Origin of the sequence: Allobosea sp. LjRoot237 (assembly GCF_964253285.1) — a bacterium.
Taxonomy (GTDB): Bacteria; Pseudomonadota; Alphaproteobacteria; order Rhizobiales; family Beijerinckiaceae; genus Allobosea.
Genome location: NZ_CAXUQP020000001.1, coordinates 4,922,621 through 4,942,085, shown reverse-complemented (window position 1 = coordinate 4,942,085; position 19,465 = coordinate 4,922,621). Strand labels below are relative to the sequence as shown.

Below are 19,465 nucleotides of genomic sequence, written 5' to 3'. Positions count from 1 at the left end.
AGCTTAGACTCCTTCTGAGATAGCGCAGCCTGCTGCGTTGAATACGGGGCAGTTCGTCGCGGCTACAGGGCACCGATCCATTCGGCCACGTTGGCGGTAAAGGCATCCGGGCGGGAGATCGGGAAGAAGTGTCCGCCTGAATCGAGCAGTGTCTTGCGTGCCCCGGGCATGGCGGCCGCGAGCTCCTCCTGCAGGAAGGCAGGTACGATCATGTCGTCGCGGGTGCCGAGGATCAGCGTCGGCACGTCGATCTCGCCGGCCCAGTTCGAGCCGTCGAAGGAACGCAGCGCGTCGATGCGCTCGCGCACGATCTGCTTCGCCTCCGGGGTTTCCGGTGCCGTCGCGACCGCCGTTTCGTAGACGCTCCAATGCGCTTCGAGCCAGGTCGGCGGATAGGTCATCAGCGCTGCGGTCGCCGCATAGGCGCGCGGATGCTGGTCGAGGATGGCGAGGCGGGTCTCGAACAGCGCGGTCATGTAGCGGTTCTGCTTCAACCAGCCGCCGCTGATGATCAGCCCGTCGAGCCGTTCCGGCGCCTGGCGCGCCAGAGACAGGCTGATGCAGCCGCCGGTCGAGTGGCCGAGGACGGTGGCGCGTTCGATGCCGGCGGCATCGAGCACGGCGAGGCAGTCGCGCGCCAGCTGGTCGATCGTGCAGGGCGCGCTGCCGCGGTCGCTGGCGCCGATGCCGCGCTGGTCGAAGCGCAGCACCTTGAAGGAGCGCGCGAGCGTCGCGGCATTGTCATCCCAGAAGGCGGCGCTGCCGGCGAGCCCGCTGACCAGCAGCAACGGTCGGCCCTGGCCCTGCGAAAATGCGCGCAGCATCGCGCCATCGGGCAGCTTCACCCGAAATTCGCCATCGATCTCGGCCGGTCGGGCCGCGCCGGTGGCGGTTCCGTCGGGAGCGTCGTGCTGATGCCGTCGCGCTTGTGTCATGGCTGCTTGTCCTCTGGCGCGGGAAGGCTGGCTGGCTGTCCGGGAGGGAGGGCGCGACCGTTCGACACCGGTGCCGCCGGCGCATTGATCTGGATCACACGGATGGTGTGCCGCTGCGGCCCGGATGCGGAGCCCAACGGGACGGTCTCGCTGGCGGCTTGCCCTGCCATGCCGACCTCCCTTGCGTTTCCCTGATCAACGATCATGCCGGGAGAAGCGCTGTGTCCAGCCGCCTTTCCTCATGGCGGCATTGGCTTAGACGCAGATCGGGCTGTCAGGAAAGAGGGTTGTCATGCGCTGGGTGCATGCTGGCGCGGGCTACAGGCAGTTGACCCAGAGCACGCGGGTGACGCCGTCATCCTGATTTGCGAAGCGATGCGGCCGCGAGGAGAGGAAGCGGAAGCTGTCGCCCTCGCGCAGGATCCAGCTTTCTTTCTCGACATTGAGCAGCATGGTGCCGCTGAGTACCAGGCCAGCCTCCTCGCCATTGTGGATGTAATGCTCGTCGCCGGTGCTGGCGCCGGGCTCCATCTCGACGATGAAGAGGTTGAGCTTGGCGCCCTCGGCCTGCGGGGTCAGCAATTGCTTGCGAATGCCGGAGCGCCAGAGCTGTAATTCGCCGCGATCCGACTGACGGACAATGGTCGCGGTGGAGTCGGCGGGCCGCGTGTCGGCGGGGAAAAGCTCGGAGATCGCGACGCCGAGTGCGTCGGCAACGGAGGCGAGCACCCTCAGCGTCGGCGAGGACAGGCCACGCTCGATCTGGCTGAGGAAGCCGATCGACAGCCCGGTGCGGCTCGCGAGCTCCTCCAGCGACAGCCGGCGGGCGCGCCGGAGCTGGCGCAGCCGCGCTCCGATCTCGCGGTCGACATGCAGATGCGGCAGATCAGCAGCAGGCAGGCTCATCGCGATTCCTTCATAGCCTATTTCATGTGCATGAAAATCGCTTGCCGGCAAGATCGTCCTATGCTCGTATCTTCATGCTCATGAAAATACGAGCCGGCGCCTTACGGGCGTACGGACAAATGAGGGGACATTGCTATGGAACGCCGGACCTTCCTGACCCTGCTGGCCGGAGGCGCTGCTGCCGCGACCATATCGCCGGTCGCCGCACAATCCGTCCTCAAGGTGGGCTCGACCCCGACCGGCATGCCGTTCACCTTCCTCGACACCAAGACCAATACGATCGAAGGCGTCATGGTCGACCTGGTCAAGGCGATCGCCGCGGCCTCGGACTTGAAGGTCGAGGTTGAGGGCATGCAGTTCTCGACGCTGGTCGCCTCGCTCACCGCGAGCAAGATCGATCTGATCTCGGCGGCGATGTACATCACTCCGGCCCGCAAGGAGGTGATCGACTTCTCCGACCCGATCTACACCTATGGCGAGGGCCTGCTGGTCCCGGCTTCGGACAAGAAGGATTATGTCGATCTCGCCGACATGAAGGGCTACACGGTCGGCGCCCAGATCGGCACCGCCTATGTCGATGCGCTGCAAAAGACCGGGTTGTTCCCCGAGGTGAAGCTCTACAAGACCTCGCCGGACATCCTCGCCGACGTCAATGCCGGCCGCGTCCAGGCGGCCTTCGCCGACGCGCCGATCATGGCCTACACGCTGAAGCAGGGGCAGTTCCCGAACGTCCGGCTGGTCAAGTCCTACAAGCCCATCATCACCGGCTCGGTCGGCATCGGCGTGCGCAAGAGCGACGGCGAACTGCTGAAGAAGGTCAATGCCGGCCTCGCCAAGGTCAAGGCCGACGGCACGCTCGACAAGATCCTCGCCAAATGGGGCCTGGAATAAGCGAGCTCGAGATCTGTCGGCCTACGCCACGGCCGGGTCCCGCGCGATCCGGCTGACGGGGTTGAGGCCGATCCATCGCCGTGACCATCCCGTGACGCCGAGCTCCGATGCAAGCTTTTCTGCGTGATGCTGCCCAATTCCTGCCTCTGCTGCTTCAGGGGCTGAAGTTCACGATCCTGGTGACGCTCGGCTCGCTGGCGTTGTCGACCGCGCTCGGCCTTGTCTGGGCGCTGATGCGCGTCTCCGGCATCGGCTGGCTCGCCCTTGTCGCTAAGACGATCGTCAACATACTGCGCGGCATCCCGATCCTGGTGCAGTTGTTCTACATCTACTTCGTCTTCCCCGAGTTCGGCTTGGCGCTCTCGGCACTGCAGGCCTCGATCATCGGGCTCGGCATCGCCTATTCGGCCTATCAGTCCGAGAATTTCCGCGCCGGCATCGAGGCGGTCGACCACGGCCAGATCGAGGCGGCCCAGTCGATCGGCATGGGCTGGGGCATGATGATGCGCCGGGTGATCCTGCCCCAGGCGGTCAAGATCGTGCTGCCGCCCTACGGCAACATCATGATCATGATGCTGAAGGATTCCTCGCAGGCCTCGACCATCACCGTGGCCGAGCTGACCCTGCAGGGCTCGCTGCTCGCCTCATCGACCTTCAAGAACATGACGGTCTACACGCTGGTGGCGCTGCTCTATCTCTCGATGAGCCTGCCGCTGATCGCCTTCGTCGGCTGGCTGGAACGCCGCTTCGGCAAGGGAGCGAAGCGATGATCGAGCTCTCCGGCGTCACCAAGAGCTTCGGCGCGCATCAGGTCCTGAAGGGGATTACGGCAAACGTCCAGCGTGGCGAGGTCGTCTGCCTGATCGGCCCGTCCGGCTCCGGCAAATCGACCATCCTGCGCTGCATCAACGGGCTCGAAGCCTATGATGGCGGATCGATCCTGATCGACGGCGCCAGGGTCGACCGTGCCGACCGCTCGATCGTCGGCATCCGCACCGCGATGGCGATGGTGTTCCAGCGCTTCAACCTGTTCCCGCACCGGACCGCGCTCGAGAACGTCGTCGAGGGGCCGATCCATGTGAAGAAGGAACCGGCCGCGCAGGCGCTTGAGCGCGGCCGCGACCTGCTCGCCCGCGTCGGCCTCGCCGACAAGTTCGGCGCCTATCCAGCACAGCTCTCCGGCGGCCAGATGCAGCGCGTCGCCATTGCCCGCGCGCTCGCCATGCAGCCCAAGGCGATCCTGTTCGACGAGCCGACCTCGGCGCTCGATCCGGAGCTGGTCGGCGAGGTCCTCGGCGTGATGAAGAGCCTGGCTGAGGACGGCATGACCATGCTCGTCGTCACCCACGAGATGGGCTTCGCGCGCGAGGTCGCCGATCGCGTCCTATTCCTCGACGGCGGCGTCATCGTCGAGGAAGGTGCCGCCCGCGAGGTGCTGAGCGCCCCGCGCAATCCGCGCACCCAGGACTTCCTGCGCCGCGTGCTGAAGCCAATCTGAGGATACCGGATACCGACATGGCCGAGCCCTTTCCGCTGCAGCCTTCGCTTTGGCATGCGACCGCCCCGGCAGCGCCCGAGACGCCGCCGCTCGCGGGTGATGTCCGGGCCGATGTCTGCATCGTCGGCGCCGGCTACGCCGGCCTCTCGACGGCGCTGCATCTCGCCGAAGCCGGCGTCTCGGTCGTCGTGCTGGAAGCGCGTGAGCCGGGTTGGGGCGCGTCGGGCCGCAATGGCGGGCAGGTCATCCCCGGCATCAAATACGATCCATCCGAGATCGTCGCCAAATACGGAGCCGAGGCGGGCGAGGCCTTGGTCTCGTTCGTCGGTTCCACCGCCGATATCGTCTTCGGGCTGATCGAGAAGCACGGCATGGACGTGCCGCATCGCCGTGCCGGCTGGATTCAGGGCGCGCATACGCCGGCCATGGTCGAGACGGTGAAGCGCCGCGCCGAGGAATGGGGGACGCGTGGCGTTGCCGCCCGCTTTCTCGATGCCGATGCTGTCGGGCGTCTGATCGGGACCGACCGCTATCTAGCCGGCTGGCTCGACCCGCGCGGTGGCGGCGTCCAGCCGCTCGCCTATGCTCGCGGCCTCGCCCGGGCAGCGCAGCAGGCCGGCGCCGCGATCCACGGTCAGAGTCCGGTGACCGGCTTGCGCCGCAACGGCGCCAACTGGGTCGCGCAGACCGCGCAGGGTGCAACGGTCACCGCGCCGCGCATGGTGATCGCGACCAACGGCTACACCGGCGACCTGATCCCGAAACTGCGCCAGACGGTGATCCGGCCGAACTCCTTCATCGTCGCGACCGAGCCGCTCTCCGACAATCTCGCCGGCACGATCCTGCCCGAGGGGCAGGTGACTTCGGACACCCGCCAGCTCCTGCTTTATTTCCGGAAGGATCACGAAAACCGCCTGCTGATGGGCGGTCGCGGCCCCTTCCGCGAACCGCGCGACGCTGCCGACTGGGCTCATCTCGAACGCGTGGTCGGCAAGATGTATCCGCAGGCCAAGGGCGTGCGCTTCGATTATCGCTGGTGCGGCCGCGTTGCGTTGACCCGTGATTTCCTGCCGCATCTGCACGAACCGGAGCCCGGCCTGCTCGTCGACATCGGCTGCATGGGTCGCGGCATCGGCCTGCAGACGGCGATGGGCAAGGCCATGGCCGAGTACCTGCACAGCGGTGACAGGATGCGCCTGCCTTTCCCGGTCGTGCCGATCGCGCCGCTGCCACTGCACGCGCTGAACGAGCTCTATGTTTCGGCGATCATCGCCTGGTACCGCCTGACCGATGGCGGCATGAAGGACCGCGCCGCTTGACCATGGCCCGTTCCTGACGCAGGGCGAGAGCATGAGCATCGTCCTCGCTTGCGACCTCGGCGGCACCTCGTTTCGCGCCGCCCTCGTCGATGAAATCGGCGCTATTTACGCCCAGCGCGCCATTGCCGGGCCGATGAGCCGCGATGATCGTTCGGGCAGCTCCGAAATCGATGCGGAAGCCTGGTGGGCCCTGCTGATCGAGGCCTGCTCCGGGCTGGCGGCGGACGAGCCGGCGCTGTTCGACGCGGTCGAGGCCATCGCGATCTGTGGCGTCACCCGTACGCAGATATTCCTCGATCGCGACGGGCGGCTCTTGTGTCCGGCCATGACCTGGAAAGACACCCGTTCCGACGCACTCGCGGCGCGTCTGCGCCAGAAGCTCGACCCGGCCCATCCGGAGAGCGCTGCGATCAACGCCTTCCATCCGCTCGCCCGCCTGGCCTGGCTGCGCGAGGAGGAGCCGGAGCTTTTCGACAAGCTCGCATGCCTGCTCGAGCCGAAGGACTATCTCAATCTGCGTCTGACCGGCCAGCGGGCCAGCGATCGCGTCTCGATGGCTCGATTGCTGGCTGCGGTTGCTCCACATGGCGGCCGCGACCTGCTGGCGGTGGCTGGCATTTCGGGGGCAATCCTCCCGGAGATGCTGGAACCCTGGGAGCAGGTTGGTCCGATCCAGCCCGGCCTGCCCGCACCGCTCGACCGCCTTGTCGGCAAGCCGGTCTTCTGCGCCTCGAACGACACCTGGGCGGCGGTGGTCGGCCTCGGCGCGATGCGCGAGGGCAATGCCTACAACATCTCCGGCACCACCGAAGTGCTCGGCGTCGTCGGCAACGAGCCGGCGCGGGCGGAAGGCCTGCTCACCGTCGACTGGCGCGGGCTGTTCCAGCTCGGCGGTCCGAGCCAAACCGGCGCCGACACCGTGTCCTGGCTGCTGGCGCTGCTCGGACGTGATGGCGCCGATGTCGGGCAGGAGATCGATGCGCTGCTCGCCGGCCCGCGTCATTCGCAGCCGCTGCTGTTCCTGCCCTATCTCCAGGGCGAGCGCGTGCCCTATTGGGACCCGTCTTTGCGCGGTGCTCTCATCGGGCTGAACCGCCAGCACGGCCCGACCGACCTCGCCTATGCCGTGCTGGAGGGCGTCGCCTGCCTGAACCGTGTGGTTTTGGATCGAGCCGAAGCTGCCATCGGCAGTGCAGCGACGGAAATCCGCTTCGGCGGCGGCGCGGCGGCCAACCCTGTCTGGAGCCAGATCAAGGCCGATCTCTGCGGTCGGCCGGTCGTGGTTGCAGCTTCGAAGGAGCCCGGCCTGCTCGGCGCGGCGATCGTCGCCTTCACCGGCCTCGGGCGTTTCGCCTCGCTTGCGCAGGCGCAGGAGGCGCTCGTCACGGTCGCGCGTCAGTTTGAGCCCGTTCCTGCGCGCAAACCGGCCTATGAGGCACTGTTCGCTCTGTTCCGCCGGGCCGAGGCGGCGCTCGCACCGATCTCGCGGGACCTCGCCGCCGCCGCGCAGGAAAGCGGACCGCTCGCCGGCCTCGCGCGTCATGCGTCTGCGCTCGCGACCTTGCACGCCGATTGATGTTGCGGCAGGGGAGCTTGCCCCTTACCCAAATGGAACCAATCCGCCGAGAGAGGTTCATGTCGCTCCTGCGCCGCGTCGTTGCGTTTCGCTTCTCCGCCTCTATCGGCAAGGTGGGCTGATGCCAAAGCCCGTCACTCTGATCACCGGGGCCTCCGGCGGGATCGGCGGCGCGCTGGCTATGACGCTGGCCCCCGGACACAGGCTCGTCCTCTCCGGGCTGGAAGCCAGTCCGCTGGTCGAACTCGCTGAACGGCTCCAGGGCGAAGGTGCCGAGGTCGCCGCCATGACCGGCGATGTCCGCGATCGCGATCTCAGCGGCGCCCTGGTCGAACTTGCGGTCGAGCGCTTCGGCCGGCTCGACAATCTCGTCACCGGCGCCGGCGCCTCGCGGCCGGTGCCGATGGTCGAGATGGAGGACGATGAGTGGGACAAGCTCGTCGACATCAACCTCTCCGCTGTCTTCCGTGTGTCCAAGGCCGCCGCCCGGTGGATGATCGCGCAGGGTGAGGGTGGCGCCATCGTCCACATCTCCTCGATCGCGCATAGCAATGGCGGCGCCAACCTCGCCTACGGCTCGGCCAAGGGCGGCGTCGCGACGCTGACCTATGGCATGGCCCAGCAGCTCGGCCGCCATGGCATCCGCGTCAACGCGGTCGCGCCGGGGATCATCGACACGCCGATGGTGCGCGGCGGCTTCGCCAGAGAGTTCAACGCCCTGGTCGAGGGCGCCTCGCAGCGTACCCCGCTCGGGCGGCTCGGCCGGCCGGAAGATGTGGCTGGAGTCATCGCCTTCCTGCTCTCGCCGGCAGCAGCCTTCGTCACTGGCGCGCTGATCCCGGTCACCGGCGGCATCGAGATCCTCTCGCCGATCTCGGCGATCGCGACAGGGAACGCCTGACGATGCGCGAGATCATCGGCCGCTACGGCACCGCGCTCGCCGGCCTCGCCCTGATCATCTTCTTCGTCGCCTTCGCGCCGAACTTCGCGACGACGATGAACGTCGTCAACGTGCTCAAGGATACCAGCTTCCTCGCCATCCTGGCGCTCGGCTTCGCGCTCGCCTTCACCGTCGCCGAGCTCGATCTCTCGATCGCCGAGATGGCGAGCCTGTCCGCCGTGGTCTGCGGCTGGCTCGTGCAGCTGCAATATCCGCCGCTGGTCGCGGTCGCGGCGGCGCTCGCGGTCGGCGCGCTGCTCGGCGGGCTCAACGGCTACGGCGTCACCGTGCTACGCATCCCCTCGCTGATCATGACGCTCGGTACTGCGGCGATCGCCAAGGGCTTTGCCTTCATGATCACCCAGGGCGTCGCCTTCGTCGGCCGCTGGCCGGTCGGCTTCACCGGGCTGGCGCGCGGCTACACCTTCGGCATCCCCAATCTCGTGCTTTGGCTGACGGGCGTCACCCTTTTTGCTTGGGGCCTGGTCAAATGGACCCGCACCGGCGCCCATATGGTCGCAACCGGCGAGGCGGACGAGGCGGCGCGGCTCTCCGGCATCGCCACGGCGAGGATGAAGCGCATCGGCCTGCTGCTCTCCGGCATCTTCGCCGCGATCACCGCCGTGCTGCTCGCCGCCAACCTGTCCTCGGCCGCCCCGAACATGGCGGGCGACTACCTGCTTTATGCCATCGCCGCCGTGCTGCTCGGCATGACCATGTTCGAGCCGGGCAAGCCGAACGTGCCGGGCACGGTCTTCGCCGCGCTGGTGCTGAAAGTGCTCGGCAACGGCTTGGTGCTGCTCGGCGCGCCCTATTACGTTCAGGACATCGTGCTCGGCGTTATCATCATCGGCTCGGTCGCCTTCTCGGCCAGCGTGATGAAGAAAGCGGCGTTCAAGGTCTGACAGGTCACAACGATAACAAGGGGAGAGGTTGTCATGGTCGGTTTGAAGAGAGTTGTGCTGGCGGCCGCTGCCGTCATCGGTCTCGGGCAGGGCGCGCAGGCCTTCGAGCTCGGTGTCATCGGCTTTCAGTTCTCGTCGGAGACGCATGCCCGCGTCGCCAATGCCGCCACGGCTGCCGCCAAGGCCAAGGGCTGGAACGTCACGCTGCTGAACTCGGAAGGCGCACTGCCCAGGCATGCCGAGCAGTTCGACGCGCTGATCGCCAGGAAGGTCGACGCGATCATCGTCGCCATGGGCAAGCCGGTCGAAGCCGATGCACAGTTCAAGGCGGCCAAGGACGCCAAGATCCCGGTGATCACCGTGCAGTCGGGTTCCAGCCCGCATGCGCTCTTCGACATCCAGACCAACGAGTACAAGGTCGGCGCCGAGGCCGCGCTCTATCTGCTTGGCCAGCTCGGCTATCAGGGCAACATCGTCACCGCCCGCTTCGACCTCAACGTCGCCTCGCGCATTCGCGGCAAGCTGCTCGACAATGTGCTCTCAGAGAACCAGGGCGTGAAGGAGCTCGGCAAGTTCTCGATGGCGCGCACCCAGAGCTGGCGCGACGATGTCCGTGCCGGCATGCAGGCGCTGCTGCTGCAGAACCAGGGCAAGATCAACGGCATCTGGGCCTCGTTCGACGGCCAGGCCTACATCATCGACGACCTCTTGCAGGCTCAGGGGATCAAGAAGGGCCAGATTCCGCTGGTCTCGGTCGATGGCGGCAAGGAGACCTATGCCCGCATCGCCGACCCGGCCTCGACCTTCATGGCCACTGTCTCGATCCCGTTCGAGGAGATGGGCAAGCAGGCGGTCGACGCGATCCAGGCGATCGTCGTCGAGAAGAAGCCGAAGGAGACCATCGCCGCCGGCCCCTATCTCTTCACCGACGCCGTGCTGGTCGACAAGACCAACGTCCAGCAGTTCCTGAAGTGAGTTCTGTGAGACGACCAGGCGCGCTTTCTTTCTCCCCTCGGGGGAGAAGGTGTCTGCGAAGCAGACGGATGAGGGCCGTTCGACTGGGTGTGTTGGTGGTCGGGTTGCGCCATCCTTCCCTCATCCGTCAGCGCTGCGCGCTGCCACCTTCTCCCCCGAGGGGAGAAGGAAGGGGAGCTTGCCTATGACCTCTCCCGCCACCCCCATCCTCTCCCTCCGCGGCATCGGCAAGAGCTACGGCCCGGTCGTGGCGGTGCGCGAGGTCGATCTCGACATCTTTGCCGGCGAGGTCGTCGCCATCTGCGGCGACAACGGCGCCGGCAAGTCGAGCCTGATCAAGGTCGTCTCCGGCGCCGAGGAGGCGACGTCGGGGACGCTTCACATGCGCGGCAAGGAGGTCGTCTTCGCCTCGCCGCATGATGCGCTGAGCCATGGCGTCGCGACGATCTACCAGGATCTCGCGCTGGCGCCGCGGCTCTCCATCGCCCAGAACGTCTTCATGGGCTCCGAGCTGACGAAGGCTGTGCTGCTGCCCTTCCTGCGCGTGCTCGACAAGCGCAAGATGGCCGACGAGGCGCGCGGTTTCCTCAAGCAGCTCTCGGTCACGGTCGAGGACATGGATCGCCCGGTCGAGCGGCTCTCCGGCGGCCAGCGCCAGGCGGTCGCGATCTCGCGCGCGCTGCGCTGGAAGGCCGAGATCATCATCATGGACGAGCCGACCGCGGCGCTCGGCGTCAAGGAAACCGCGCTCGTCCTCGACCTGATCCGCAAGCTCAAGGCCGATGGGCGCACCGTCTTGCTGATCAGCCACAACATGCGCGATGTCGTCGCCCTCGCCGACCGTGTCGTGATCATGGGCGCCGGCCGAAAATACGTCGATCGTCCGCTCGGCGATCTCACCGCCGACGATCTCAGCCATATGATCATGGCCGGCAATGCCAGGGCCGCGTGAGATGGTGCGCGAGACGATCGTCATCGATGCCGATCCGGGTCAGGACGACGCGGTTGCCCTGCTGCTCGCCTTCGCCAGCCCGGCCGAGCTCGATCTCAGGGCGATCACCACCGTCGCCGGCAATGTCCCGCTCGCGCTGACCACCGCCAATGCGCTGCGCATCCGCGAGCTCGCCGGTCGCGACGACGTCCCGGTTCATGCCGGCGCCGATAGGCCGCTGATCTTTCCGCTGTCGACCGCCGAATTCGTCTGCGGGCCGGATGGGCTCGCCGGCGCCGATCTGCCGCCGCCCGGCGGCACGGCTGATACCGGCCACGCCGTCGAGGCACTGATCGCCATACTGCGTGCCGCGCCGGATGACAGCGTGACGCTCTGTCCGCTCGGTCCGCTGACCAATCTCGCGCTGGCCTTCCGGCTGGCGCCGGACACGCTGCCCAAGGTGAGGCGCATCGTGCTGATGGGTGGGGCGCTGGCGCTCGGCAACATCACCCCGGCGGCCGAGTTCAACGTTCATGTCGACCCGCACGCCGCCGCGATCGTTTTCAGCTGTGGCCGGCCGATCGTGATGATGGGGCTCGGCGTCACCCATCAGGCGATCGCCTCGCATGAGCAGATCGCCCGCCTTCTGTCTTTCGGCAATGCGACGGGCAAGGCCGTCCACGGCATGCTGACGCGCCTGCGTCCCGGCGGGCTCGGCACGGCCGGCCATCCGATGCACGACCCCTGCGTGATCGCCTTCCTGCTTTGGCCGGAACTCTTTTCGGGGCGCGACTGTTTTGTCGAGGTCGAGACCGGTGACGGTCCCTTGCGGGGGCGCACCACCATCGACTGGAACGGCCGTCTCAAGCGGCAGGCCAATGCCCATGTCGTCGCGAGTGTCGAGGCGGAGACGCTGTTCCAGCGCCTGTTCGATCGGCTCGCGACGTTGCCTTGAGCGGGATGCGAAAAAGTGGGAACCGGTTTTTCGCGACAATCCCGCTCCAAACCATCTAGTGGAGATTCGCATGGCCCATTTTGTCGAGGAGCTGCAGCTCGAGGCCGAGCGTGCGATCATGGCGATGCAGACTGCGGCCCTCGCCGCCCGCCAGCTCCACGCCCGCGCCGAACTGATGCGCCATATGCTGACCACCGCCCGCAAGGTCGCCGGCAAGCCTAAGGCCGAGGCGGTCGAGACGGTGGTGCGGGAATGGATGGATGCCTGGAATCTCGGGCGACAGGACTGGCCCCACATCGCACGCGAGATGGAGGCCTTCACCGCCGCCTTCCATGATTACGCGAATGAGCCCGGCGATGGGAACGACGCCGCCTTGCGCAAGGCCTGCGACGCGCTCGACGCCGTGCTTGCCCGTGAGAACACCTCGATCAGTGACCAGATGGCCTTCCGCTCGCAATGCGCCCATCGCTGGTGGGAGCTGGTCGTGCCGGTGCCGGCGGATCTGCCGGACGCAAAGCCGCGTCCCTCGGTGCCGCCGCTGGATGACGAGGCACCGTTCTGGCAGTCTGGTTGCGCCGAGTTCTGTCGCTGAGGGCGCGCCGATGATGCCGTCACAGCTGACGCTTCGCCCCGCTAGCCTCTCCGACGCCGAGGCCTGCCAGAGGCTTTCGGCGGCGATCGGCTGGCCGCACCGCCGTGAGGATTGGGAGTTCGCGCTCGCGCTCGGTCAGGGTTTCGTCCTGTCGAGCGAAGACGAGATCGTTGGGGTCGGGCTCTGGTGGGGCTTCGGCACGACCCACGCCACGCTCGGGACGATCATCGTCGCGCCGGACCGGCAGGGGCAGGGCATCGGCAAGCTTTTGACCGAGCGGCTGATCGCGGTGACCGAGGGGCGGACGCTCGGGCTCGTCGCCACGGCGCAGGGCGAGCCGCTTTATGCCAGATACGGCTTTATCGCCATCGACGAAGTCCGCCAGCACCAAGGCGACTGGCCGGAGCTGGCGGGGCCCATCCTCGCTGCGAATGAGAGTATGCGTCCGGCCGTCGCTGCCGATTTGCTGCTGCTGGCCCAGCTCGACGGCGAGGCGACGGGACTACCGCGCGCGCCTGTCCTCGAAGCCTTGCTGGCGCGCGGCCATGCGATCCTGATCGAGCGCGGCGGCGCGCCGGCGGGCTTCGGCTTCCTGCGCCGGCATGGGCATGGCTGGCTGATCGGCCCGGTTGTGGCCCACGACGATGCCGCCGCCTGCAATCTGATTGCCGCACTGCTCGCCGCCCGTCGCGGCGATTTCGTCCGCATCGACGTGCCGGCCCGCACTGGCCTCGGCGCCTGGCTGGACGAATGCGGCCTCCCGCTCGTCGCCTCCAGTGTCGTGATGGCGCGCGGCGCCTCGCCGGCGGCACCCGGCCCGATGCATCGTTTCGCTTTGGTCAACCAGGCGATAGGCTGACCAGCATCGCCGCGGCGCGTAAAGCCTGTGCCTGCAGTCCGCTCCAGCCGTGCCAAGTGGTGTAGAGGCCGACCAGCACGATCAGCACGCAGGAAAAATAGGGCGCCCGCGCCGCGATGGTCGACAGCCAGGTGGAGCGCTTCTCGATGGCGCGCAGGCTGAGCGAGGCGGCGACGCCGACCGAAACCAGCGTGATCGCCAGCCCGATCGAGAAGCACAGCACCAGCGCGGCGCCGAGCGCGATCTCGCGCAGCTGCATGCAGATCAGCAGCACGGTGATCGCCGCCGGACAGGGGATCAGTCCACCGGTCAACCCGAACAGCACGATCTGCCAGGTCGTCACCGGCCGGTCGGAGAAGCGCCGGCGGATGTCCTGCGCATGAGCGTGCTGATGCGCGTCGATCGGCTCGTTATCTGCCTTGTGATCGTGGCTGTGCCCGTGCGAGTGGCCATGGGAATGTCTGTGGCTGTGCCCATGACCGTGGGAGTGGCCGTGACTATGCCCGTGGCCATGGCTGGCCGGGCGCAGGGCACGCTGCTCCGCCCATGTCCGCCAGAGCATCCAGAGCGCGATTGCGATGATCAGGAGGCCCGAGGCGAGCTGGAACCAGGGCTCGGTCGCCTCGGCATTGAAATCGCGTGTCAGGTAGAGGCCGCCGAGCACGACGCCCCAGACGACGAGCGTATGCGACAGCGTCGCGGCGAGGCCGAGCAGCATCGCCTGCAGCACAGAGCCGCGGATGGCAACGATGAAGGCTGCCATCATCGTCTTCGAATGGCCGGGCTCGAGCCCGTGCAGCGCACCCAGCAGGATCGCGCTCGGGATGAACAGCCAGGCATGGCCGGCGCCCTGCGCCAGCAACTCTGTGAAGGTCGGCACGAAAGAGTGCTCCGGATCCGGAACGGATCGCGCGCTGCCGTGCCGCCCGGTCTTGCCGGAACTGGTCGGGGGCGCCCGTCTCGTCCTCGCCCGCCCGATCGTCGGGATGCGCCCGGTCTCGCGCCGGCGCCTGCCTGATCGGGGCCCGCTTGTGCAGCGGATGCGCCGGGTTATAACCTCCCTGGGAGGATGTGATCAAGCTGCGGGACCCGGAATGCAAAACGAAGAGCACGCCAGGATTCACCATCACCGGCATCCGGAAATCATCACGCGGCTGAAGCGAGCCGAAGGGCATCTGCGCTCGACCATCGAGATGGTCGCCGATGTCCGCTCCTGCCTCGATATCGCGCAGCAATTGCAGGCAGTCGAGGGTGCGATCGCCAATGCCCGCAAGATCCTGATCCAGGAGCATATCGGCCATTGCCTGGAACAGGCCGCCGGCAGCCTGCCAGCCGAGTCGCGCGCGCTGCTCGCGGAGTTCAAGGCAGTCACCAAGTTCCTCTGAACGCCCTCCGCGAATGGCCGGGTTGCCGAAGCGGCGCTGGCGGTTCTGCGCCGGGTCGCGCAAGATCGTTCCTGAAACGATTTAAACTCGTATCCGACGGGAGGAATGATGCTCGAAGATCTGAAAGGGCTGCGCGCCCTGGTCACCGGTTCCAGCACCGGCATCGGCGCCGCCGTGGCCAAGGCCTATGCGGCGCACGGCATGCGCGTCGTGGTGCATTACAAGTCGAGCGAGGCCGAGGCGAACGCCGTCGCTGCCGAGATCAGGGCGGCCGGCGGCGAGGCGCATGTGCTGCAGGCCGATGTCGCGGACAGCGCGCAAGCGGTCGACCTCGTCAACAAGGCCGCCGACAAGCTCGGCGGGCTCGACGTCCTCGTCAACAATGCCGGCGCACTGGTGAAGCGCACGCCGATCGCCGAGATCGAGGACGAGTTCTTCGATAGCGTCGTCGATCTCAACGTTCGCTCGGTGGTGATGGCCTCGAAGGCGGCGCTGCCCTATCTCAAGACATCCGGCAGCAAGGCGAGCGTGATCAATCTGAGCTCGATCGCCGCGCGCAATGGCGGTGGCCCAGGCTCCTCGCTCTATGCCAGCTCGAAGGCCTTCGTGCTCAACCTGACCCGCGGCATGGCCAAGGAGTTCGTGCCCTTCGGCATCCGCGTCAACGGCGTCTCGCCCGGCGTGATCATGACGCCGTTCCACGAACGCTATTCGACGCCCGAGCAGATCGAGGCGATGCGCAAGACCGTTCCGATGGAGCGCGTCGGCACGCCGCAGGACAATGTCGGCGTCTTCCTCTTCCTCGCCAGCCCCGCGATGAGCGGCTACATCACCGGCCAGACCATCGAGGTCAACGGCGGCCAGTATATGGTCTGACCGCCACTGTGTCCTTGGCGTCCTTGACGGGGATAGCAGCCCACCAGCATGGTCTGGCTTCGATCCGGACCCTGGATAGCCCTTGATGCCGATCAGCCGCAAAGACCCGTCGCTTCGAGCCGCCCGGCTGGGTGGCGGGCGAGTTTTGGCGACCATGGCCTTGACCGTTTTCGTCGCCGGTTGTGCCGGCGACGTGAAGGGTGTGCTCACGCCCGTCACAGCCACGGCGCCAGGGACCAGCAAGGTCACCATGCTGGTCGCGACCACGCGCGCTGCCGATCCGGATGCCGGCGTGCTGTTCTCCGGCGAGCGCGGCAAGCCGGCCTTTGTCGAGATGACGATCTCGCTGCCGCCCGATGCGGGCCGCAAGGTCGGCGAGGTCCAGTGGCCGAGCCGGCTGCCCGGCAATCCCGAGACCGATTTCGTCACGCTCAAGGTCGACAAGCTCGATGCTCGCACGGGCTTGGCACGCTTGCATGAGCGGGTGTCGCGGGTGCCGAAGCGCCGCGTCATGGTCTTCGTCCACGGCTTCAACAACCGCTTCGAGGATGCGGTCTATCGCTTCGCCCAGATCGTCCACGATTCCGACGCGAATGTCGTGCCGGTGCTGTTCACATGGCCGTCGCGAGGCTCGCTCTTCGCTTATGGCTACGACCGTGAGAGCGCGACCTATTCTCGCAACGCGCTCGAGGAGCTGCTGCAGGCGCTGGCGCGCGATCCGGCCGTCGGCGAGGTCTCGCTGCTGGCCCATTCCATGGGCAACTGGGTTGCGCTGGAGTCACTGACCCAGATGGCGGTGCGCAATCGCGGCATCCCGCCCAAGATCGCCAATGTCATGCTGGCCTCGCCTGACGTCGACGCCGACGTCTTCCGCACGCAGATAGCGGAGATGACGGGACGGCGGCCGAAGTTCACCCTCTTCGTCTCCCAGGATGATCGGGCACTTGCGATTTCGCGCCGGGTCTGGGGCGGCAAGGACCGCCTCGGCGCCGTCGATCCCGATGTCGAGCCCTACAAGAGCGAGTTCGAGCAACTGAAGATCACGGTCCTGAACCTGACCAAGCTGCGCACCGGCGACAAGCTCAATCACGGCAAGTTCGCCGAGAGCCCGGAAGTGGTGAAGTTGATCGGTACGCGCCTCGTCGATGGCCAGCCGATCACCGATTCACGCGTCGGCCTCGGCGAGCGTCTGATCGAGGTCACCGGCAGTGCCGCGGCCGCGGTCGGCACCGCCGCCGGCATCGTCGTCACCGCCCCGATCGCGGTGGTCGACCCGCAAGTACGCCGCCATCTCGGCGACCGGGTCGAGCATCTCGGCAATAATATTCAGGACACCGGAGCCGCGGTCGGCGATACCGTGACCACGCCCTTCCAGAATCCCGGCGCCCCGCGCTGAGCAGAAGCCTTTATCGGCTGAAGCGGATCGGCACCGAGAGCGAGACCGCGCCGCCCCCGCCGACACCCGCCGGCGGCGCCGGAACCGGGCTGGCGCGGCGGATCATCGCCGCTGCCTCGGCATCGAGCGCCGAATCCCCGGAGGAGCCGACGACGCGCGAGGACAGCACATTGCCGCTGCGGTCGATCGCGAAAGCGACCTGGACCGTGCCGGGGCTGGCCCCGCCCGGGAAGCGCTTGTAGCGGTTGAGATGGGCGATCAGCGAACCGCGCCAGGAGGCGGTCGAAACCGTCGGCTGGCTGGCCGTGCCCTGCGCCGCGCTGGTCGGCGCCGAGGCGCGCTGCTCGGACGGTTTCGGCGCCACGGCCTCCGGAGCCCGCCGCTCGACCGGCTTGCGCTCGACGACCTTTGGCTTCGGCTTTTCCTTCTTCTTCTCGACGACCTTTGGTGGCGGCGTCTTCTCCACCGGCTTCAGCTCGGGCGGCGGTGGCAGCAGCACGGCGTCGAGCTTCGGGATCTGCGGCAACTCGGGCAGCTTGATCTTCGGCTGTTCGACCGGGGTCGGCTCCGGAACGGGCTCCGGTTCGGGCTCGGGTGGTGGCATTTCCTTGACCGGCTCGGGTGGCGGCGGCTCAGGCTCCGCCCGCTCCGGGGCGATCGGCAGCTCCTCCGGCGGCGCCTCGGGCGCGACCGACAAGGCGGCGAGTTCGATCATCACCGCCGGCTCCGGTGCGCCGGCAGCAGCTTCCGTCGGGCGCCATTGCACGCCGACCCAGGCGAGCCCGCCATGGGCGGCCGCGACGGCGACCGCGGCGACGCTCCAGCGCAGAGCGGTGAGCCAGCGGCGATGCGGCGCGGTCGTGATCACGGCTTGACCGCTCCCTGAGCCGCGCTCTGGCCAGTGTCCTCGAGCCCGACCAGCGCGATCTTGAGATAGCCGGCCTGGCGCAGCTTGTTCATGACCTCCATCAGCTCGCGATAGGCCACTGCCCCATCGGCTCGCAGGAAGACACGCTGCTCGCGGTCATGGCTGGTCTGCTGGTCGAGCACGGCCTGCAATTGCTCGCGCGGCACGGTGTCGTTGCCGAGGGCGAGCGAGAGATCCTGCTTCACGGTCAGGAAGACCGGCTTGTCGGGGCGCGGCTGCGGCTGCGCGTTCGAGACGGGCAGGTCTACGGCGACGTCGACGGTCGAGAGCGGCGCTGCGACCATGAAGATGATCAGCAGCACCAGGATCACGTCGATGAACGGCGTGACGTTGATCTCGCTGACTTCGCCGAGATCGCCGTCCTGCGGTTCCTTGAGCGAGACGGCCATCGCTCACTCCGCCGGAACGCGCGGCATGGCCGCCGGCTGGGCGGGGACCGCATGCAGATTGGCGCGGACTTGCTGAGCGGCCTGGCGACGGAGCCGTTCGAGATCGCGCGAGAGATGGCGCAGTACCTCGCCGGACGCATCGGACAGCGTCGCGCGGTAACCGGTGATGGCGCGGGCGAAGACATTGTAGATGATCACCGCCGGGATCGCGGCGACGAGGCCGATCGCGGTTGCAAGCAGCGCCTCGGCAATGCCCGGCGCGACGACGGCGAGGTTGGTCGTCTTCGACTGGCTGATGCCGATGAACGAGTTCATGATGCCCCAGACCGTGCCGAACAGGCCGACGAAGGGGGCAGTCGAGCCGATGGTGGCGAGCAGGCCGGTGCCGCGCGCCATCGAACGGCCGGCACGCGCCTCGATCCGCGACAGAGCGATCGCGGCGCGCTCCTTGATGCCGTCCTCGCCGAGATCGCTGGAGCGCTCGCGCTCGCTCTGGGCGGCGCCGACCAGTTCGGCCACGGTGCCGCGCGCCCGGCCCTTGCGCCCGGCGATCGCCTGCGCGGCTTCGTCGAGGTTCACCGCCTCCTCCAGTCGGCGCACGGCCCGCTGCGCCCGCGTCTTGGCGGCGGCGAGCTCGAGCGCCTTGGCGAGCCAGATCGTCCAGGTCACCAGCGAGGCGAAGGCGAGGCCGAGCATCACCGCCTTCACGACGATGTCGGCGGCCATGAACATGCCCCAGGGCGACAGGTCGTGCGGGAGGGTTGCCTGCGCAGTCGCGGGTGTAGGCGCCGGATTGGAAGCCGGGGCGGGAATGGCTGCCGGGGTACCGATAGGCGTCGGGGTGGCCGGGGCGAGCTGGCCTGCGGGGGCTGGGGCGGCAGGCGCGGCAGCGCTCGGCGCCGGTATTGCTCCGCCATGGGCGCCGGAAGGGCTCTGCTGGGGAGCGGGAGGGGTTTCGGTCGGCGCGGTCTGTGCAAGGCCGATCGAGCTGGTCATCGGGGCGGCGGCGAGGCTCGCCGCGAACAGGATTGTACCGATCAAACGCTGCATCGACTCTGGTCCACGGTCTTGCGACGCTCCTCACTGGCGGGAGCGCTTTCAGGGCGAGGCCGGCCTCAACGGAAGCGTCCTCGGGTGATCGCGGAGCGCCGACCCGGGAAGGGACAGCGTCTAAGGCGACCGTCCCCAGCAGTTAAACCAGACGGAATT

General features: G+C 67.5%; 21 protein-coding genes. 15 read left to right on the top strand and 6 right to left on the bottom strand.

Annotated features, from left to right (window positions below; all coding sequences use genetic code 11):
- Positions 1–62: 62 nt before the first annotated feature.
- On the bottom strand, positions 63–935 hold the full coding sequence (locus tag ACSQ24_RS24050) for an alpha/beta fold hydrolase (protein ID WP_436097122.1): 873 nt from the start codon (positions 933–935) through the stop codon (positions 63–65).
- 318 nt (positions 936–1,253) lie between these two features.
- On the bottom strand, positions 1,254–1,841 hold the full coding sequence (locus ACSQ24_RS24045) for a helix-turn-helix domain-containing protein (protein ID WP_436097121.1): 588 nt from the start codon (positions 1,839–1,841) through the stop codon (positions 1,254–1,256).
- Between the two features lie 135 nt (positions 1,842–1,976).
- Between ACSQ24_RS24045 and ACSQ24_RS24040 the strand changes: the two genes are divergently transcribed.
- From ACSQ24_RS24040 to ACSQ24_RS23985, 12 genes are all read left to right on the top strand, one after another.
- Positions 1,977–2,732: a substrate-binding periplasmic protein gene (locus ACSQ24_RS24040; protein WP_436097120.1), complete on the top strand. Its 756-nt coding sequence runs from the start codon at positions 1,977–1,979 to the stop codon at positions 2,730–2,732.
- A 107-nt stretch (positions 2,733–2,839) separates the two neighbouring features.
- Positions 2,840–3,502 (top strand): amino acid ABC transporter permease, encoded by a 663-nt coding sequence (locus ACSQ24_RS24035; RefSeq protein ID WP_436097119.1) that lies wholly within the window; start codon positions 2,840–2,842, stop codon positions 3,500–3,502.
- Positions 3,499–4,230, top strand: a complete 732-nt coding sequence (locus tag ACSQ24_RS24030) for an amino acid ABC transporter ATP-binding protein (RefSeq protein ID WP_436097118.1) — start codon at positions 3,499–3,501, stop codon at positions 4,228–4,230. Before ACSQ24_RS24035 ends, ACSQ24_RS24030 begins: the two co-directional genes overlap by 4 nt.
- A gap of 17 nt (positions 4,231–4,247) precedes the next feature.
- Positions 4,248–5,549, top strand: coding sequence for an NAD(P)/FAD-dependent oxidoreductase (locus ACSQ24_RS24025; RefSeq protein WP_436097117.1), 1,302 nt, complete (start codon positions 4,248–4,250; stop codon positions 5,547–5,549).
- A 31-nt stretch (positions 5,550–5,580) separates the two neighbouring features.
- Positions 5,581–7,125 carry a xylulokinase gene (locus ACSQ24_RS24020; RefSeq protein WP_436097116.1) on the top strand — a complete coding sequence of 515 codons (1,545 nt, stop codon included), beginning with the start codon at positions 5,581–5,583 and terminating at the stop codon, positions 7,123–7,125.
- A 121-nt stretch (positions 7,126–7,246) separates the two neighbouring features.
- Positions 7,247–8,026: an SDR family NAD(P)-dependent oxidoreductase gene (locus ACSQ24_RS24015; protein ID WP_436097115.1), complete on the top strand. Its 780-nt coding sequence runs from the start codon at positions 7,247–7,249 to the stop codon at positions 8,024–8,026.
- Between the two features lie 2 nt (positions 8,027–8,028).
- On the top strand, positions 8,029–8,970 hold the full coding sequence (locus ACSQ24_RS24010; protein ID WP_436097114.1) for an ABC transporter permease: 942 nt from the start codon (positions 8,029–8,031) through the stop codon (positions 8,968–8,970).
- 33 nt (positions 8,971–9,003) lie between these two features.
- On the top strand, positions 9,004–9,945 hold the full coding sequence (locus ACSQ24_RS24005; protein ID WP_436097113.1) for a sugar ABC transporter substrate-binding protein: 942 nt from the start codon (positions 9,004–9,006) through the stop codon (positions 9,943–9,945).
- 184 nt (positions 9,946–10,129) lie between these two features.
- Entirely contained in the window at positions 10,130–10,897 is a 768-nt protein-coding gene (locus ACSQ24_RS24000) for an ATP-binding cassette domain-containing protein (RefSeq protein WP_436097112.1), read from the top strand.
- On the top strand, positions 10,881–11,831 hold the full coding sequence (locus ACSQ24_RS23995; RefSeq protein WP_436097111.1) for a nucleoside hydrolase: 951 nt from the start codon (positions 10,881–10,883) through the stop codon (positions 11,829–11,831). The genes ACSQ24_RS24000 and ACSQ24_RS23995 overlap by 17 nt, the downstream gene beginning before the upstream one ends.
- A gap of 70 nt (positions 11,832–11,901) precedes the next feature.
- Positions 11,902–12,423, top strand: coding sequence for a hypothetical protein (locus ACSQ24_RS23990; protein ID WP_436097110.1), 522 nt, complete (start codon positions 11,902–11,904; stop codon positions 12,421–12,423).
- A 10-nt stretch (positions 12,424–12,433) separates the two neighbouring features.
- The gene (locus tag ACSQ24_RS23985) at positions 12,434–13,282 is read left to right on the top strand and encodes a GNAT family N-acetyltransferase (RefSeq protein WP_436097109.1); all 849 of its coding nucleotides are present in this window, start codon (positions 12,434–12,436) and stop codon (positions 13,280–13,282) included.
- Here the strand turns inward: ACSQ24_RS23985 and ACSQ24_RS23980 are convergent.
- Complete coding sequence (locus ACSQ24_RS23980; protein WP_436097108.1) at positions 13,263–14,162, bottom strand: nickel/cobalt efflux transporter; 900 nt, start codon at positions 14,160–14,162, stop codon at positions 13,263–13,265. The two genes, ACSQ24_RS23985 and ACSQ24_RS23980, sit on opposite strands and share 20 nt — an antisense overlap.
- Before the next feature lie 214 nt (positions 14,163–14,376).
- On the opposite strand from ACSQ24_RS23980, the gene ACSQ24_RS23975 reads away from it, so the two are divergent.
- The 3 genes from ACSQ24_RS23975 (at position 14,377) to ACSQ24_RS23965 (ending at position 16,939) form a co-directional block, all read left to right on the top strand.
- Positions 14,377–14,667, top strand: a complete 291-nt coding sequence (locus ACSQ24_RS23975) for a metal-sensing transcriptional repressor (RefSeq protein ID WP_436097107.1) — start codon at positions 14,377–14,379, stop codon at positions 14,665–14,667.
- Positions 14,668–14,775: 108 nt separating this feature from the next.
- The gene (locus tag ACSQ24_RS23970) at positions 14,776–15,543 is read left to right on the top strand and encodes an SDR family NAD(P)-dependent oxidoreductase (protein ID WP_436097106.1); all 768 of its coding nucleotides are present in this window, start codon (positions 14,776–14,778) and stop codon (positions 15,541–15,543) included.
- A 154-nt stretch (positions 15,544–15,697) separates the two neighbouring features.
- Positions 15,698–16,939 carry an alpha/beta hydrolase gene (locus ACSQ24_RS23965; RefSeq protein WP_436097105.1) on the top strand — a complete coding sequence of 414 codons (1,242 nt, stop codon included), beginning with the start codon at positions 15,698–15,700 and terminating at the stop codon, positions 16,937–16,939.
- A 10-nt stretch (positions 16,940–16,949) separates the two neighbouring features.
- Here the strand turns inward: ACSQ24_RS23965 and ACSQ24_RS23960 are convergent, their stop codons facing one another.
- The 3 genes from ACSQ24_RS23960 to exbB are packed head-to-tail and all read right to left on the bottom strand — an operon-like array spanning position 16,950 to position 19,306.
- On the bottom strand, positions 16,950–17,807 hold the full coding sequence (locus tag ACSQ24_RS23960) for an energy transducer TonB (RefSeq protein ID WP_436097104.1): 858 nt from the start codon (positions 17,805–17,807) through the stop codon (positions 16,950–16,952).
- Positions 17,804–18,256: a TonB system transport protein ExbD gene (gene exbD / locus ACSQ24_RS23955; protein WP_436097103.1), complete on the bottom strand. Its 453-nt coding sequence runs from the start codon at positions 18,254–18,256 to the stop codon at positions 17,804–17,806. Before exbD ends, ACSQ24_RS23960 begins: the two co-directional genes overlap by 4 nt.
- 3 nt (positions 18,257–18,259) lie before the next feature.
- Entirely contained in the window at positions 18,260–19,306 is a 1,047-nt protein-coding gene (exbB, locus tag ACSQ24_RS23950; RefSeq protein ID WP_436097102.1) for a tonB-system energizer ExbB, read from the bottom strand.
- Positions 19,307–19,465: the final 159 nt, after the last annotated feature.